The 16,423-nt window shown below is 69.7% G+C and carries 14 protein-coding genes; all 14 read right to left on the reverse strand.

Features of this window, described 5'->3' with window-relative positions; all coding sequences use genetic code 11:
- Positions 1–48: 48 nt before the first annotated feature.
- The 14 genes from nuoN to ACZ67M_RS15640 are packed head-to-tail and all read right to left on the reverse strand — an operon-like array spanning position 49 to position 16,119.
- The gene (gene nuoN, locus ACZ67M_RS15575; RefSeq protein WP_392099018.1) at positions 49–1,698 is read right to left on the reverse strand and encodes an NADH-quinone oxidoreductase subunit NuoN; all 1,650 of its coding nucleotides are present in this window, start codon (positions 1,696–1,698) and stop codon (positions 49–51) included.
- Complete coding sequence (locus ACZ67M_RS15580) at positions 1,695–3,266, reverse strand: NADH-quinone oxidoreductase subunit M (protein ID WP_361353112.1); 1,572 nt, start codon at positions 3,264–3,266, stop codon at positions 1,695–1,697. The genes nuoN and ACZ67M_RS15580 overlap by 4 nt, the downstream gene beginning before the upstream one ends.
- A gap of 5 nt (positions 3,267–3,271) precedes the next feature.
- Positions 3,272–5,236 (reverse strand): NADH-quinone oxidoreductase subunit L, encoded by a 1,965-nt coding sequence (gene nuoL / locus ACZ67M_RS15585; RefSeq protein WP_469851187.1) that lies wholly within the window; start codon positions 5,234–5,236, stop codon positions 3,272–3,274.
- A 9-nt stretch (positions 5,237–5,245) separates the two neighbouring features.
- The gene (gene nuoK, locus ACZ67M_RS15590) at positions 5,246–5,545 is read right to left on the reverse strand and encodes an NADH-quinone oxidoreductase subunit NuoK (RefSeq protein WP_003974374.1); all 300 of its coding nucleotides are present in this window, start codon (positions 5,543–5,545) and stop codon (positions 5,246–5,248) included.
- Positions 5,542–6,399 carry an NADH-quinone oxidoreductase subunit J gene (locus ACZ67M_RS15595; protein ID WP_361353118.1) on the reverse strand — a complete coding sequence of 286 codons (858 nt, stop codon included), beginning with the start codon at positions 6,397–6,399 and terminating at the stop codon, positions 5,542–5,544. The genes nuoK and ACZ67M_RS15595 overlap by 4 nt, the downstream gene beginning before the upstream one ends.
- Positions 6,396–7,037, reverse strand: a complete 642-nt coding sequence (gene nuoI / locus ACZ67M_RS15600) for an NADH-quinone oxidoreductase subunit NuoI (RefSeq protein ID WP_361353121.1) — start codon at positions 7,035–7,037, stop codon at positions 6,396–6,398. Before nuoI ends, ACZ67M_RS15595 begins: the two co-directional genes overlap by 4 nt.
- Positions 7,030–8,406, reverse strand: coding sequence for an NADH-quinone oxidoreductase subunit NuoH (gene nuoH / locus ACZ67M_RS15605; protein ID WP_361353124.1), 1,377 nt, complete (start codon positions 8,404–8,406; stop codon positions 7,030–7,032). The genes nuoI and nuoH overlap by 8 nt, the downstream gene beginning before the upstream one ends.
- The gene (locus tag ACZ67M_RS15610) at positions 8,403–10,907 is read right to left on the reverse strand and encodes an NADH-quinone oxidoreductase subunit G (protein WP_469851189.1); all 2,505 of its coding nucleotides are present in this window, start codon (positions 10,905–10,907) and stop codon (positions 8,403–8,405) included. Before ACZ67M_RS15610 ends, nuoH begins: the two co-directional genes overlap by 4 nt.
- Complete coding sequence (nuoF, locus tag ACZ67M_RS15615; RefSeq protein ID WP_185832416.1) at positions 10,904–12,256, reverse strand: NADH-quinone oxidoreductase subunit NuoF; 1,353 nt, start codon at positions 12,254–12,256, stop codon at positions 10,904–10,906. The genes ACZ67M_RS15610 and nuoF overlap by 4 nt, the downstream gene beginning before the upstream one ends.
- Complete coding sequence (gene nuoE / locus ACZ67M_RS15620) at positions 12,253–13,125, reverse strand: NADH-quinone oxidoreductase subunit NuoE (protein WP_385794366.1); 873 nt, start codon at positions 13,123–13,125, stop codon at positions 12,253–12,255. The genes nuoF and nuoE overlap by 4 nt, the downstream gene beginning before the upstream one ends.
- On the reverse strand, positions 13,122–14,444 hold the full coding sequence (locus ACZ67M_RS15625; RefSeq protein WP_122615670.1) for an NADH-quinone oxidoreductase subunit D: 1,323 nt from the start codon (positions 14,442–14,444) through the stop codon (positions 13,122–13,124). Before ACZ67M_RS15625 ends, nuoE begins: the two co-directional genes overlap by 4 nt.
- A complete protein-coding gene (locus ACZ67M_RS15630; RefSeq protein WP_361353135.1) occupies positions 14,441–15,196 on the reverse strand; it encodes an NADH-quinone oxidoreductase subunit C in 756 nt (251 codons plus the stop codon). The genes ACZ67M_RS15625 and ACZ67M_RS15630 overlap by 4 nt, the downstream gene beginning before the upstream one ends.
- Positions 15,193–15,747 (reverse strand): NuoB/complex I 20 kDa subunit family protein, encoded by a 555-nt coding sequence (locus ACZ67M_RS15635; RefSeq protein WP_018528252.1) that lies wholly within the window; start codon positions 15,745–15,747, stop codon positions 15,193–15,195. The genes ACZ67M_RS15630 and ACZ67M_RS15635 overlap by 4 nt, the downstream gene beginning before the upstream one ends.
- A 12-nt stretch (positions 15,748–15,759) precedes the next feature.
- Complete coding sequence (locus tag ACZ67M_RS15640) at positions 15,760–16,119, reverse strand: NADH-quinone oxidoreductase subunit A (RefSeq protein ID WP_003974383.1); 360 nt, start codon at positions 16,117–16,119, stop codon at positions 15,760–15,762.
- Positions 16,120–16,423: the final 304 nt, after the last annotated feature.

Below are 16,423 nucleotides of genomic sequence, written 5' to 3' on the forward strand. Positions count from 1 at the left end.
CCCCCGAGGGGGTGCCGGGCCGCCGTCTCAAGCACGGCAGGCGCCGCGTCAGCGCACGAAGACCCCCGCCTGGCCGGCCAGGTCCAGGAAGTACTGCGGTGCCACGCCGAGTACCACCGTGACCGCGACTCCGACGCCGATCGCCGTCATCGTCAGGGGGGACGGGACCGCCACCGTCGGGCCCTCCGGCCGGGGCTCGCTGAAGAACATCAGGACGATCACGCGGATGTAGAAGAACGCCGCGATCGCCGAGGAGATCACGCCGATCACGACCAACGGGGCCGCGCCGCCCTCCGCCGCCGCCTTGAACACGGCGAACTTGCCGGAGAACCCGGAGGTCAGCGGGATGCCCGCGAAGGCCAGCAGGAAGATCGCGAACACCGCGGCCACCAGCGGCGACCTGCGGCCGAGCCCGGCCCACTTGGACAGGTGCGTCGCCTCGCCGCCCGCGTCGCGCACCAGCGTCACCACGGCGAAGGCGCCGATCGTGACGAAGGAGTACGCGGCCAGGTAGAAGAGGACGGACGAGATGCCGTCCGGCGTGGTCGCGATGACACCGGCGAGGATGAAGCCCGCGTGCGCGATGGACGAGTACGCCAGCAGCCGCTTGATGTCGGTCTGCGTGATCGCGACGATCGCGCCGCCCAGCATGGTGACGATCGCCACGGCCCACATCACCGGCCGCCAGTCCCAGCGCAGGCCGGGCAGGACGACGTAGAGGATGCGCAGCAGCGCGCCGAAGGCGGCCACCTTGGTCGCCGCCGCCATGAAGCCGGTCACCGGCGTCGGCGCGCCCTGGTACACGTCCGGCGTCCACATGTGGAACGGCACCGCGCCCACCTTGAACAGCAGGCCCATGACGATCAGCGCGGAGCCGACGAGCAGCAGCGCGTCGTTGCCCATGGTGTCGGCGAGTGCCGGGGTGACGTTCTGCACGGTGCCGTCGACGACCTGGGCGATCGTGCCGTACGACATGGAGCCCGCGTAGCCGTAGAGCAGGGCGATGCCGAAGAGGGTGAACGCGGAGGCGAAGGCGCCGAGGAGGAAGTACTTGACCGCCGCCTCCTGCGACATGAGCCGCTTGCGGCGGGCCAGCGCGCACAGCAGGTACAGCGGGAGGGAGAAGACCTCCAGGGCGACGAAGAGCGTCAGCAGGTCGTTGGCGGCCGGGAAGACCAGCATGCCGGCGACCGCGAAGAGCAGGAGCGGGAACACCTCCGTGGTGGTGAAGCCCGCCTTGACCGCCTTCTGCTCGCTCTCGCTGCCCGGTACGGCCGCGGCCTGCGCGGCGAAGGAGTCGACGCGGTTGCCGTGCGTCTCCGGGTCGAGCCGCCGCTCGGCGAAGGTGAACAGGCCGACCAGCGCCACCAGCAGGATCGTGCCCTGAAGGAAGAGGGCCGGTCCGTCGACGGCGATGGCGCCCATCGCCGCGATGCCCGCCTTGGTCGTGCCGTATCCGCCCGCCGCGAGCGCGACGACCGCGGCGAAGGCGGCGACCAGCGCGACGGCCGAGACGAACATCTGCACGTAATAACGGGCCCTGCGCGGCACGAAGGCCTCGACCAGGATTCCGATGATCGCCGCGCCGACGATGATGAGGGTGGGCGCGAGCTGCCCGTACTCGATCTTCGGCGCGTCGATCTTGGCGATCGGGTCGGCCGCCGTTGTCCACAGGCTGTGGACGGCTGTTGCGCTCACTTGGCCGCCTCCACCTCAGGCTGGGGGTCCTTCTTGTGTACGTCGGACATGGTCTGCTCCACCGCGGGGTTGACGATGTCCGTGACGGGCTTCGGGAAGACGCCCAGGAAGATCAGCAGCGCGACCAGCGGCGCCACCACGACCAGCTCGCGCACCCGCAGGTCGGGCATGGCGGAGACCTCCGGCTTCACCGGGCCCGTCATCGTCCGCTGGTAGAGGACGAGGGTGTAGAGCGCGGCGAGGACGATGCCGAAGGTGGCGATGATGCCGATCACGGGGTAGCGCGTGAACGTGCCGACCAGGACCAGGAACTCACTGATGAAGGGCGCGAGGCCCGGCAGGGAGAGGGTCGCGAGGCCGCCGATCAGGAAGGTGCCGGCGAGTACCGGCGCCACCTTCTGCACCCCGCCGTAGTCGGCGATGAGCCGCGAACCGCGCCGCGAGATCAGGAAGCCGGCGATCAGCATCAGCACCGCGGTCGAGATGCCGTGGTTGACCATGTACAGCGTCGCGCCGGACTGGCCCTGGCTGGTCATCGCGAAGATGCCCATGATGATGAAGCCGAAGTGCGAGATCGACGCGTACGCGATCAGCCGCTTGATGTCGCGCTGGCCGACCGCGAGCAGCGCGCCGTAGATGATGCTGACGACCGCCAGGACGAGGATGACCGGCGTCGCCCACTTGCTCGCCTCCGGGAAGAGCTGGAGGCAGAAGCGGAGCATCGCGAAGGTGCCGACCTTGTCGACGACCGCCGTGATGAGCACCGCGACCGGGGCGGTCGACTCCTGCATGGCGTTGGGCAGCCAGGTGTGCAGCGGCCACAGCGGCGCCTTCACCGCGAAGGCGAAGAAGAAGCCGAGGAAGAGCCAGCGCTCGGTGCTGGTCGCCATGTCCAGCTCGCCGCTGGCCCGGGCCTGGGCGATCTCCGTCAGCGAGAAGTTCCCGGCGACCACGTAGAGCCCGATCACCGCGGCCAGCATGATCAGACCGCCGGCCAGGTTGTAGAGGAGGAACTTCACCGCCGCGTAGGACCGCTGCGTCGCCGCCGTCTTCTCGCCGTGCTCGTGGGCCCGGTCCCCGAAGCCGCCGATGAGGAAGTACATCGGGATGAGCATGGCTTCGAAGAAGATGTAGAAGAGGAAGACGTCGGTGGCCTCGAACGAGATGATCACCATCGCCTCGACGGCCAGGATCAGGGCGAAGAAGCCCTGCGTCGGCCGCCACCGGCTGCTGCCGGTCTCCAGCGGGTCGGCATCGTGCCAGCCCGCGAGGATGATGAACGGGATCAGCAGCGCGGTCAGCGCGATCAGCGCCACCGCGATGCCGTCCACGCCCAGTTCGTACCGGACGCCGAAGTCCGCGATCCAGGAGTGCGACTCGGTGAGCTGGTAACGGTCGCCGCCGGGGTCGAAGCGGACCAGGATCGCGATCGCCAGCGCGAGCGTGGCCAGCGAGACCAGCAGCGCCAGCCACTTGGCCGCCGTGCGTTTCGCGGCCGGCACGGCGGCCGTGGCGATCGCCCCGACGGCCGGGAGGGCCGCCGTGACTGTCAGCAGGGGAAAGGACATCGGTATCAGACCGCCCTCATCAGCAGGGTCGCGGCGACGAGGACCGCCGCACCGCCGAACATCGAGACCGCGTAACTGCGCGCGAACCCGTTCTGCAGCTTGCGCATCCGCCCGGACAGGCCGCCGACCGAGGCCGCCGTGCCGTTGACGACCCCGTCGACCAGGGTGTGGTCGACGTAGACCAGGGAGCGCGTGAGGTGCTCGCCGCCGCGGACCAGGACCACGTGGTTGAAGTCGTCCTGGAGCAGGTCGCGCCGGGCGGCCCGGGTGAGCAGCGACCCGCGCGGGGCGACGGCCGGGACCGGACGGCGCCCGTACTGCGCCCAGGCGACCGCGACACCGATCACCATCACGGCCACCGTGGAGACCGTGACCGTCAGGGCGCTGATCGGCGCGTGTCCGTGGTCGTGCCCGGTGATGGGCTCCAGCCAGTGCACGAACCGGTCGCCGATGCTGAAGAACGCGCCGCCGAACACCGAACCGACGGCCAGCACGATCATCGGGATCGTCATGAGCTTCGGCGACTCGTGCGGGTGCGGAGGCTCGTACGCGCCGCGGGTCTCGGCGACCGGCTCCACGTCGGGCGACGCGGGCGACGGCGACGGCGCCTTGCGCCAGCGCTCCTCGCCGAAGAACGTCATCAGCATCACGCGCGTCATGTAGTACGCCGTGATGGCCGCGCCCAGCAGGGCGACGCCGCCGAGGATCCAGCCCTCGGTGCCGCCCTTGGCGAACGCCGACTCGATGATCTTGTCCTTGGAGAAGAAGCCGGACAGGCCCGGGAAGCCGATGATCGCGAGATAGCCGAGGCCGAAGGTGACGAAGGTGACCGGCATGTACTTGCGCAGTCCGCCGTAGCGGCGCATGTCGACCTCGTCGTTCATGCCGTGCATGACGGAACCGGCGCCGAGGAACAGCCCGGCCTTGAAGAAGCCGTGCGTCACCAGGTGCATGATCGCGAAGACGTAGCCGATGGGGCCGAGTCCGGCGGCCAGCACCATGTAGCCGATCTGCGACATCGTCGAACCGGCCAGCGCCTTCTTGATGTCGTCCTTGGCACAACCGACGATCGCACCGAAGAGCAGCGTGACCGCGCCCACGATGGCGACCACCAGCTGGGCGTCGGGCGCGCCGTTGAAGATCGCGCCGGAGCGGACGATCAGGTAGACGCCCGCGGTCACCATGGTCGCGGCGTGGATGAGGGCCGAGACCGGGGTCGGGCCCTCCATCGCGTCCCCGAGCCAGGACTGGAGCGGTACCTGGGCGGACTTGCCGCAGGCGGCGAGCAGCAGCATCAGGGCGATCGCGGTGAGCTTGCCCTCGCCGGCCTGACCAGCGAGCCCGGCCTCCCCCTCGCCGCCGAGCACCGGCCCGAAGGCGAAGGTGCCGAACCAGAGGAACATCAGCATGATCGCGATGGACAGGCCCATGTCGCCGACGCGGTTGACCAGGAAGGCCTTCTTCGCGGCGGTGGCGGCGCTGGGCTTGTGCTGCCAGAAGCCGATCAGCAGGTAGGAGGCGAGTCCGACGCCCTCCCAGCCGACATACAGCAGCAGGTAGTTGTCGGCGAGGACGAGCAGCAGCATCGCCGCGAGAAACAGGTTGAGGTAGCCGAAGAAGCGGCGGCGGCGCTCGTCGTGCTCCATGTAGGAGACGGAGTACAGGTGGATCAGCGAGCCGACGCCGGTGATCAGCAGGACGAACGTCATCGACAGCTGGTCGAGCCGGAAGGCGACGTCGGCCTGGAAGCCCTCCACCGGGATCCAGCTGAACAGGTGCTGCGTCAGGGTGCGGTCCTCGGCGCCGCTGCCGAGCATGTCGGCGAAGAGGACGACGCCGATCACGAAGGACGCGGCCGCCAGCAGCGTGCCGATCCAGTGGCCGACGGCGTCGAGCCGGCGTCCGCCGCACAGCAGAACCGCAGCTCCGAGCAAGGGCGCCGCCACCAGCAGCGCAATCAGGTTCTCCACTTCAGCCCCTCACAGCTTCATCAGGCTGGCGTCGTCGACCGAGGCCGAGTGGCGGGAACGGAACAGGGACACGATGATCGCGAGCCCGACGACGACCTCCGCGGCGGCGACGACCATCGTGAAGAAGGCGATGATCTGGCCGTCGAGGTTGCCGTGCATGCGGGAGAAGGCGACGAACGCGAGGTTGCAGGCGTTGAGCATCAGCTCGATGCACATGAAGACCACGATCGCGTTGCGCCGGATCAGGACGCCGGTGGCGCCGATCGTGAACAACAGGGCCGCGAGGTACAGGTAGTTGACGGGGTTCACTTCGACGCCTCCTCGGACCGCTTGGAGTTGTCCGGCCCGGCCGCGCCACGCTCCAGGCGCTCCTCGGACCGTTGCTCCAGGGCCTTCAGGTCGCCCAGCGCCTGGGTCGACACGTCGCGGATCTGGCCCCGCTCGCGCAGCGTCCTGCTGACGGTCAGCTCGGACGGGGTGCCGTCGGGCAGCAGGCCCGCGATGTCGACCGCGTTGTGCCGGGCGTACACGCCGGGTGCCGGGAGCGGCGGCAGGTGCTTGCCCTCGCGGACGCGCCGCTCGGCCAGTTCGCGCTGGGTCGCCGCGCGTTCGGTGCGCTCGCGGTGGGTGAGCACCATGGCGCCGACGGCGGCCGTGATGAGCAGCGCGCCGGTGATCTCGAAGGCGAAGACGTACTTGGTGAAGATGAGGGACGCGATGCCCTCCACGTTCCCGTTCGCGTTCGCCTGGGCGAGGCCGGTGGTCTCCTGCAACGAGGCGTTGCCGATGCCGGCGATCAGCAGGATGCCGAAGCCGAGCCCGGAGACGAGGGCCAGCCAGCGCTGGCCCTTGATGGTCTCCTTCAGGGAGTCCGCCGCGGTGACGCCGACGAGCATCACCACGAACAGGAACAGCATCATGACCGCGCCGGTGTAGACGACGATCTGCACGATGCCGAGGAAGTAGGCGCCGTTGGCGAGGTAGAACACCGCCAGCACGATCATGGTCCCGGCGAGGCAGAGCGCGCTGTGCACGGCCTTCCGCATGAAGACGGTGCACAGGGCGCCGATCACCGCGACCGTGCCGAGGATCCAGAACTGGACGGCCTCCCCGGTGGAGGTGCCGGCCGAGAGGGTCGCCGCGGCGGCGAGCTGCGCGCTCATCCGCGGATCACCTTCTCCGACGCCGGTTCGGTCCCGCCGAAGGTCGAGTCGCCCTCCTGGACGACCTCGCCCTTGGAGTGCGCGACCTGCTGCTCGGTGCCGGGGGCCGCCTCGGTCACCAGGCCCCGGTAGTAGTCCTGCTCGTCCGTGCCCGGGTAGATGGCGTGGGGCGAGTCGACCATGCCCTCCTCCAGGCCGGCCAGCAGCTGGTCCTTGGTGAAGATGAGGTTGGCGCGGCTGGAGTCGGCCAGTTCGAACTCGTTGGTCATCGTCAGCGCGCGCGTGGGGCACGCCTCGATGCACAGGCCGCACAGGATGCAGCGGGCGTAGTTGATCTGGTAGACGCGGCCGTACCGCTCGCCCGGCGAGTAGCGCTCCTCGTCGGTGTTGTCCGCGCCCTCCACGTAGATGGCGTCCGCGGGGCAGGCCCAGGCGCACAGTTCGCACCCGACGCACTTCTCCAGGCCGTCCGGATGGCGGTTGAGCTGGTGCCGTCCGTGGAAGCGCGGAGCGGTGGTCTTCTGCTGCTCCGGGTACTGCTCGGTCAGCCGCTTCTTGAACATGGCCTTGAAGGTCACGCCGAAGCCGGCCACGGGGTTCTGGAAACCGGGGTTGGTCTCCTTGGGTTCCTCAGCCATCGGACGCCTCCTTTCCATCCGTAGATCCGCCCGCAGGTCCGTCACTCTGAGTATCGGGCCCACCACTGACAATCAGCTCCCGCTCCCGGCGCGGGCGGCGTCGTGGCACCGGCGGCAACTCCTGTCCGGGCATCGGCGGTACGGGGAATCCGCCGGCCATCGGGTCGAAGGCGGCGGGCTCCTCGGGGGGCACCTCGGCCCGCTTGCCCTTGTCGCGGAAGATGTCCACGGCGAAGGACAACAGCAGCAGGGCCAGGACACCGCCGCCGACGTAGAGGGCGATGTCGGCGAAGTCGTAGTTCTCGTTCCGCAGGGCCCGCACGGTCGCGACCAGCATCAGCCAGACCAGGGAGACCGGGATGAGGACCTTCCAGCCGAGCTTCATCAACTGGTCGTAGCGGACACGCGGGAGCGTGCCGCGCAGCCAGATGAAGAAGAACAGCAGCAACTGGACCTTGACGACGAACCAGAGCAGCGGCCACCAGCCGTGGTTGGCGCCCTCCCAGAAGGTGCTGACCGGCCACGGGGCCCGCCAGCCGCCCAGGAACAGCGTGGTGGCGACCGCCGAGACGGTCACCATGTTCACGTACTCGGCGAGCATGAACATCGCGAACTTGATGGACGAGTACTCGGTGTTGAAGCCGCCCACCAGGTCGCCCTCGGACTCCGGCATGTCGAAGGGGGCGCGGTTGGTCTCGCCGATCATCGTGACGACGTAGAGGATGAAGGAGACCGGCAGCAGCACGATGTACCAGCGGTCGCCCTGCTGCGCGACGATCTCCGACGTGGACATCGACCCGGAGTAGAGGAAGACCGAGGCGAACGCGGCGCCCATCGCGATCTCGTAGGAGATCATCTGCGCGCAGGACCGCAGTCCGCCGAGCAGCGGGTACGTCGATCCCGAGCTCCAGCCCGCCAGCACGATGCCGTAGATGCCGACCGAGGCGACGGCCAGGATGAACAGCATGGCGATCGGCAGGTCGGTGAGCTGCATCGCGGTGCGGTGACCGAAGATCGAGACCTCGTTGCCGGCCGGACCGAAGGGGATCACCGCGATCGCCATGAAGGCCGGGATGGCCGCGACGATCGGCGCGAGGACGTACACCGCCTTGTCGGCGCGCTTGACGATCAGGTCTTCCTTGAGCATCAGCTTGATGCCGTCGGCGAGCGACTGGAGCATGCCCCAGGGGCCGTGCCGGTTCGGCCCGATGCGCAGCTGCATCCAGGCGACGACCTTGCGCTCCCACACGATGGAGAACAGCACGGTCACCATCAGGAAGGCGAAGCAGAACACCGCCTTGACGACGACCAGCCACCAGGGGTCGGTGCCGAACATCGAGAGGTCTTCAGCGGCGAGGTACGGGCTCATGCCTCCACCTCCTTGGGGGCCTCGCCGGCGGACGCCGCCGGACCGATGCGGACGAGGGACCCGGGCAGCACCCCGGCGTCGGAGGCGACGCCGGTGCCGGCCGAGTTCAGCGGGAGCCAGACCACCCGGTCGGGCATCTCGGTGACCTGGAGCGGGAGGGCGACGGCCCCGGCGGGTCCGGTCACGGCCAGCAGGTCGCCGTCCTCGACACCGGCCTCCGCGGCCGTGGCGGCCGACACGCGTGCGTGCGCGGCGTGCCGGGTGCCGGCCAGCGCCTCGTCGCCCACCTGGAGCAGGCCCTGGTCGAGCAGCAGCCGGTGCCCGGCCAGGACGGCCTCACCGGCGGCCGGGCGCGGCAGCGCGCTCGCGGTCTGCAGCGGCTCGCCGGCCCGCGGCCCGTCCCAGGCGCCGAGCCGGTCGATCTCCGCGCGTGTGGTGCGCAGATCCGGCAGGCCGAGGTGGACGTCCATGGCGTCGGCCAGCATCTGAAGGACGCGGCCGTCGGTGGGCGCGAGGCGGCGGGTCATCTGGTCGGGCTTGAGCGCCGCCTCGAAGAAGCGCACCCGGCCCTCCCAGTTGAGGAAGGTGCCCGGCTTCTCGGCGACCGCGGCGACAGGCAGGACCACGTCGGCGCGTTCGGTGACCTCGCTGGGCCGCAGCTCCAGCGACACGACGAAACCGGCCTCGTCGAGCGCCGCACGCGCGCGTGCCGGGTCGGGCAGGTCGGCGACCTCCACGCCCGCCACCAGCAGCGCCTGGAGTTCGCCCCGGGCCGCGGCCTCGACGATCTCGCCGGTGTCCCGGCCGAAGCGGTGCGGGAGGTCGGCCAGGCCCCAGACCGCGGCGACCTCCTCACGCGCGCGCGGGTCGGTCGCCGGGCGGCCGCCGGGCAGCAGCGACGGCAGCGCGCCGGCCTCGATCGCGCCGCGCTCCCCGGCCCGGCGCGGGATCCACACCAGCCGGGCGCCGGTCGCGGCGGCGGTCCGTACGGCGGAGGTCAGACCCCCGGCCACGGAGGCCAGCCGTTCGCCGACGACGATCACGGAGCCCTCGGCGCGCAGCGCCTCGGCCGCCTGGCCGCCGCCCTCCTCAAGGCCGACGCCGCTCGCGAGGGCGTCCAGCCACTCGGTCTCGGTGCCGGGAGCGGCGGGCAGCAGCGTGCCACCGGCCTTCTCCAGGCCCCGGGTGGCGTGCGTGGCCAGCGAGAAGACCTTCTGCCCGTGCCCCCGCCAGGCCTTGCGCAGCCGCAGGAAGACGCCGGGCGCCTCCTCCTCGGCCTCGAACCCGACCAGCAGGACGGCGGGCGCCTTCTCCAGCGCGGTGTAGGTGACGCCCGTACCGTCCAGGTCGCGGCCGCGGCCGGCGATCCGGGCGGCCAGGAAGTCGGCCTCCTCGGCGCTGTGCACGCGCGCGCGGAAGTCGATGTCGTTGGTGTCGAGCGCCACGCGCGCGAACTTGCTGTACGTGTACGCGTCCTCGACGGTGAGCCGGCCGCCGGTCAGCACGCCGGTGCGGCCCCTGGAGGCGAGCAGCCCCTGCGCGGCGATCTGTAGGGCCTCCGGCCACGAGGCCGGCTCCAGGTCGCCCTCCGCGTTGCGCACCAGGGGGGTGGTCAGCCGGTCCCGCTGCTGCGCGTACCGGAACCCGAAGCGCCCCTTGTCGCAGATCCACTCCTCGTTGACCTCGGGCTCGTTGGCCGCGAGACGCCGCATGACCTTGCCGCGCCGGTGGTCGGTGCGGGTCGCGCAGCCGCCGGAGCAGTGCTCGCAGACCGACGGCGAGGAGATCAGGTCGAAGGGGCGGGAGCGGAACCGGTAGGCCGCCGAGGTGAGCGCGCCGACCGGGCAGATCTGGATGGTGTTGCCGGAGAAGTACGACTCGAAGGGGTCGCCCTCGCCGGTGCCGACCTGCTGGAGCGCGCCCCGCTCGATCAGCTCGATCATCGGGTCGCCGGCGATCTGGTTGGAGAACCGGGTGCAGCGGGCGCAGAGCACGCAGCGCTCCCGGTCGAGCAGCACCTGCGTGGAGATGGGCACGGGCTTCTCGTACGTCCGCTTCTTGCCCTCGAAGCGGGACTCGGACTGGCCGTGCGACATCGCCTGGTTCTGAAGCGGGCACTCGCCGCCCTTGTCGCAGACCGGGCAGTCCAGCGGGTGGTTGATGAGCAGCAGCTCCATCACCCCGTGCTGGGCCTTCTCGGCGACGGGCGAGGTGAGCTGCGTCTTGACCACCATGCCGTCGGTGCAGGTGATGGTGCAGGACGCCATGGGCTTGCGCTGGCCCTCGACCTCGACGATGCACTGCCGGCAGGCGCCGGCCGGGTCGAGGAGGGGGTGGTCGCAGAAGCGCGGGATCTCGATGCCGAGCTGTTCGGCGGCCCGGATGACCAGGGTGCCCTTGGGCACGCTGATCTCGGCGCCGTCGATCGTGAGCGACACGAGGTCCTCGGGCGGGACCGCAGCCTCTCCTCCGCCGGAGGGAGCGCTGGTGGTCACAGTCATGCGTTCACCTCCGTACGGTGGTCGGCCCAGGCCGTCGACCTGGCCGGGTCGAAGGGGCAGCCGCGGCCCGTGATGTGCTGCTCGTACTCCTCGCGGAAGTACTTGAGCGAGGAGAAGATCGGCGAGGCGGCGCCGTCGCCGAGGGCGCAGAACGACTTGCCGTTGATGTTGTCGGCGATGTCGTTCAGCTTGTCGAGGTCGGACATCACGCCCTTGCCGGCCTCGATGTCGCGCAGCAACTGCACGAGCCAGTACGTGCCCTCACGGCAGGGGGTGCACTTGCCGCAGGACTCGTGGGCGTAGAACTCGGTCCAGCGGGTGACGGCGCGCACGACGCAGGTCGTCTCGTCGAAGCACTGGAGCGCCTTGGTGCCGAGCATGGAACCCGCGGCGCCCACTCCCTCGTAGTCGAGGGGGACGTCGAGGTGCTCGTCGGTGAACATCGGCGTCGAGGAGCCGCCCGGTGTCCAGAACTTCAGCCGGTGGCCGGGCCGCATGCCGCCGCTCATGTCGAGGAGCTGGCGCAGCGTGATGCCGAGCGGGGCCTCGTACTGGCCGGGGCCCGCCACGTGGCCGCTGAGCGAGTACAGCGTGAAGCCCGGGGACTTCTCGCTGCCCATCGACCTGAACCACTCCTTGCCCTTGTTCAGGATCGCGGGAACGGAAGCGATGGATTCGACGTTGTTCACCACAGTCGGGCACGCGTAGAGGCCCGCGACGGCGGGGAAGGGGGGACGGAGCCGCGGTTGACCCCGGCGGCCTTCGAGCGAGTCGAGCAGTGCGGTCTCCTCACCGCAGATGTACGCGCCCGCGCCCGCGTGCACGGTGATGTCGAGGTCGAGTCCGCTGCCCAGGATGTTCTCGCCGAGGAAGCCGGCCGCGTAGGCCTCGCGCACGGCCTCGTGCAACCGCCGCAGTACGGGGACGACTTCACCACGCAGGTAGATGAAGGCGTGCGACGACCGGATGGCGTAGCACGCGATGATCATGCCCTCGATGAGGCTGTGCGGGTTCGCGAAGAGGAGCGGGATGTCCTTGCAGGTCCCCGGCTCCGATTCGTCGGCGTTGACAACGAGATAGTGAGGCTTGCCGTCACCCTGGGGAATGAACTGCCACTTCATCCCCGTCGGGAAGCCGGCGCCGCCGCGTCCCCGCAGACCGGACTCCTTGACGTACGCGATCAGGTCGTCCGGCGCCATCGCCAGGGCCTTGCGGAGCCCCTCGTACCCTTCGTGCCTCCGGTAGACGTCCAGAGTCCAGGACTCGTCCTCGTCCCAGAAGGCCGACAGCACGGGTGCGAGCAGCTTCTCCGGGCTGCTGCCCTTGATCTCGGCGGCCACGGTCATCACTCACCCTCCTCGGCGGTAGGCCCTGCCGGGTTGGCCGGGTCGGACGCCGACGTGTCCTGCGGCGCGTCGTGCGAGCTGAGGTGTTCCGTCGGTGACGGCTCGTGCACGTCCCGGTCCGGCGCGGCGTCGTGCGGCCCGCCGTCCCGCGGGTGCACCACGCGCGCGGCGGACGTCTCGCCCTTGGCCAGCCTCAGGCCGGCCAGGGAGGCGGGGCCCGCGCTGCCGCCGGCCGCGACGGCGCCGTCCCGCTCGTCGGGGAAGCCCGCCAGGATCCGGGCCGTCTCCTTGAAGGTGCACAGCGGCGCCCCGCGCGTGGGCGTCACCTGCCGTCCCGCGCGCAGGTCGTCGACGAGGGCACGGGCGCTCGCCGGGGTCTGGTCGTCGAAGAACTCCCAGTTGACCATCACGACCGGTGCGAAGTCGCAGGCCGCGTTGCACTCGATGTGCTCCAGGGTGACCTTGCCGTCCTCGGTGGTCTCGCCGTTGCCGACGCCCAGGTGCTCCTGGAGGGACTCGAAGATGGCGTCGCCGCCCATGACCGCGCACAGCGTGTTGGTGCAGACGCCGACCTGGTAGTCGCCGCTCGGCCGGCGCCGGTACATGGAGTAGAAGGTGGCGACCGCGGTGACCTCGGCGGTGGTGAGGCCCAGCACGTCCGCGCAGAACCGCATGCCGGTCCGCGTGACGTACCCCTCCTCCGCCTGCACGAGGTGCAGCAGCGGCAGGAGGGCGGACCGGGAGTCCGGGTAGCGCGCGACGATCTCGCGCGCGTCGGTCTCCAGCCGGGCCCGGACGTCGTCCGGGTAGGCGGGCGCGGGCAGCTCCGGCATGCCCAGGCTGACGCCCCGCTCCGAAGAAGAGGTGGTCACCGGTCGACGCCTCCCATCACGGGGTCGATGGAGGCCACGGCGACGATGACGTCGGCGACCTGGCCGCCCTCGCACATCGCCGCCATGGCCTGAAGGTTGGTGAAGGACGGGTCGCGGAAGTGGACCCGGAAGGGGCGGGTGCCGCCGTCGGAGACGACGTGCACCCCCAGCTCGCCCTTGGGCGACTCGACCGCCGCGTACGCCTGTCCCGGCGGCACCCGGAAGCCCTCGGTGACCAGCTTGAAGTGGTGGATCAGGGCCTCCATGGAGGTGCCCATGATCTTCTTGATGTGGTCGAGGGAGTTGCCGAGTCCGTCCGGTCCCAGGGCGAGCTGTGCGGGCCAGGCGATCTTCTTGTCGGCGACCATGACCGGTCCGGGCTCCAGCCGGTCCAGGCACTGCTCGACGATCCTGAGCGACTGGCGCATCTCCTCCAGCCGGATCAGGAAGCGGCCGTAGGAGTCGCAGGTGTCGGCGGTCGGGACGTCGAAGTCGTACGTCTCGTAGCCGCAGTACGGCTGGCTCTTGCGCAGGTCGTGCGGCAGGCCGGTGGACCTGAGCACCGGGCCGGTGGCGCCGAGGGCCATGCAGCCGGCCAGGTCGAGGTAGCCGACGTCCTGCATGCGGCCCTTGAAGATGGGGTTCCCGGTGGCGAGCTTGTCGTACTCCGGGAGGTTCTTCTTCATCTTCTTCACCAGCTCGCGCATCTGGTCCACCGCGCCGGGCGGCAGGTCCTGGGCGAGCCCGCCGGGGCGGATGTACGCGTGGTTCATCCGGAGGCCGGTGATCAGCTCGAAGACGTCGAGAACCAGTTCACGATCGCGGAAGCCGTAGATCATGATCGTGGTGGCGCCCAGCTCCATGCCGCCGGTGGCGATGCACACGAGGTGCGAGGAGAGCCGGTTCAGCTCCATCAGCAGGACGCGGATGATCGTGGCCCGGTCCGGGATCTGGTCCTCGATGCCGAGCAGCTTCTCGACGCCCAGGCAGTACGCCGTCTCGTTGAAGAACGGCGTCAGGTAGTCCATGCGCGTCACGAAGGTGGTGCCCTGCGTCCAGGTCCGGTACTCGAGGTTCTTCTCGATGCCGGTGTGCAGGTAGCCGATGCCGCAGCGGGCCTCGCTGACCGTCTCGCCGTCGATCTCCAGGATCAGGCGGAGCACGCCGTGCGTGGACGGGTGCTGCGGACCCATGTTGACGACGATGCGCTCGTCGTCGGCGCGGGCGGCGGACTGGACGACCTCGTCCCAGTCACCGCCGGTGACCGTGTAGACGGTGCCCTCGGTGGTCTCCCTGGGGGAGGCGTGTGAAGTGCTCACGAGTACGACCTCCGCTGGTCCGGAGCCGGGATCTGGGCGCCCTTGTACTCGACGGGGATGCCGCCGAGGGGATAGTCCTTGCGCTGCGGAAAGCCCTGCCAGTCGTCCGGCATCATGATCCGCGTCAGGGCCGGGTGATCGTCGAAGACGATGCCGAAGAAGTCGTAGGCCTCCCGCTCGTGCCAGTCGTTCGTCGGATAGACGGCGACCAGCGACGGAATGTGCGGGTCGGCGTCGGGGGCGCTGACTTCGAGGCGGATCAGCCGGTTGTGGGTGATCGAGCGCAGGTGGTAGACGGCGTGCAGCTCGCGGCCCTTGTCGTGCGGGTAGTGCACGCCGCTGACGCCGGTGCACAGCTCGAAGCGCAGGGCCGGGTCGTCGCGCAGGGTGCGGGCGACGCGGACCAGGTGCTCGCGCTCGATGTGGAAGGTCAGCTCGTCGCGGTCGACGACCGTCTTCTCGATGGCGTTGTCGGGCAGGAGTCCCTGCTCCTCCAGCGCGCCCTCGAGTTCGTCGGCGACCTCGTCGAACCAGCCGCCGTAGGGCCTGCTCGCCGGTCCGGGAAGGCGGACGGAGCGGACCAGGCCGCCGTAGCCGGAGGTGTCGCCGCCGTTGTTGGCGCCGAACATGCCGCGCTGGACGCGGATCTCCTCGCCGCCCTGGCCGCGCTGGCCCGGCAGGTTCTCCGCGGAGAGGTCCTTCTCGGGGTTCACCCCGTTCGCGTCACCCGGGGTGTCGTTGGCGTCGCTCACCGCAGCAGCCCCTTCATCTCGATGGTGGGCAGGGCCTTGAGCGCCGCTTCCTCCGCCTCGCGGGCCGCTTCCTCCGCGTTGACCCCGAGCTTGGAGCTCTGGATCTTCTGGTGGAGCTTGAGGATGGCGTCCATCAGCATCTCGGGCCGCGGCGGGCAGCCGGGGAGATAGATGTCGACCGGGACGATGTGGTCGACGCCCTGGACGATGGCGTAGTTGTTGAACATGCCGCCCGAGGAGGCGCAGACCCCCATGGAGATCACCCATTTCGGGTTCGGCATCTGGTCGTAGACCTGCCGCAGCACCGGCGCCATCTTCTGGCTGACCCGGCCCGCGACGATCATCAGGTCCGCCTGCCGCGGCGAGCCGCGGAAGACCTCCATGCCGAAGCGCGCCAGGTCGTAGCGGCCGGCGCCGGTGGTCATCATCTCGATGGCACAGCAGGCGAGGCCGAACGTGGCGGGGAAGACGGACGACTTGCGCACCCAGCCCGCGGCCTGCTCGACGGTGGTCAGCAGGAAGCCGCTCGGCAGTTTTTCTTCGAGTCCCATGTCAAAGGCCCCTCAGTCCCATTCCAGGCCGCCGCGCCGCCATACGTACGCGTACGCGACGAAGACGGTGAGCACGAAGAGCAGCATCTCCACGAGCCCGAAAATCCCCAGGGCGTCGAAGGTGACGGCCCAGGGGTAGAGGAAGACGATCTCGATATCGAAGATGATGAAGAGCATCGCCGTCAGGTAGTACTTGATGGGGAAGCGCCCGCCGCCGGCCGGCGTGGGGGTCGGCTCGATGCCGCACTCGTAGGCCTCGAGCTTCGCCCGGTTGTACCGCTTCGGACCGATCAGCGTGGCCATGACCACGGAGAAGATCGCAAAGCCTGCCCCGAGGGCTCCCAGTACGAGGATGGGCGCATACGCGTTCACCGCTCCTCGCTCCTCTCAGTCGGCACTGACTGCTGGCGGTTGCACTGGACTCACAGCCGCCCCAACAGCCCCACGAGCCCCGCTCGTCCCGGCGAAGATCGCGAACATGTGAAGCAGGTCACAAGCCCAACTGCCTCGCATCCTATGCCCGCCGCTCTGTGATCTGCGACACGGGGTATTGCACAAGCTTTGTGATCTCCACCACCTGACGAACGATCATGAAGTCGGATGAGCGGTGATCTTCACACAAGAAGCGTTCAGCTGATCACCAGAGGTGACATTTTCGATCGTCGCCGCTGGCCAG

Source organism: Streptomyces sp. NPDC107500 (assembly GCF_055582785.1).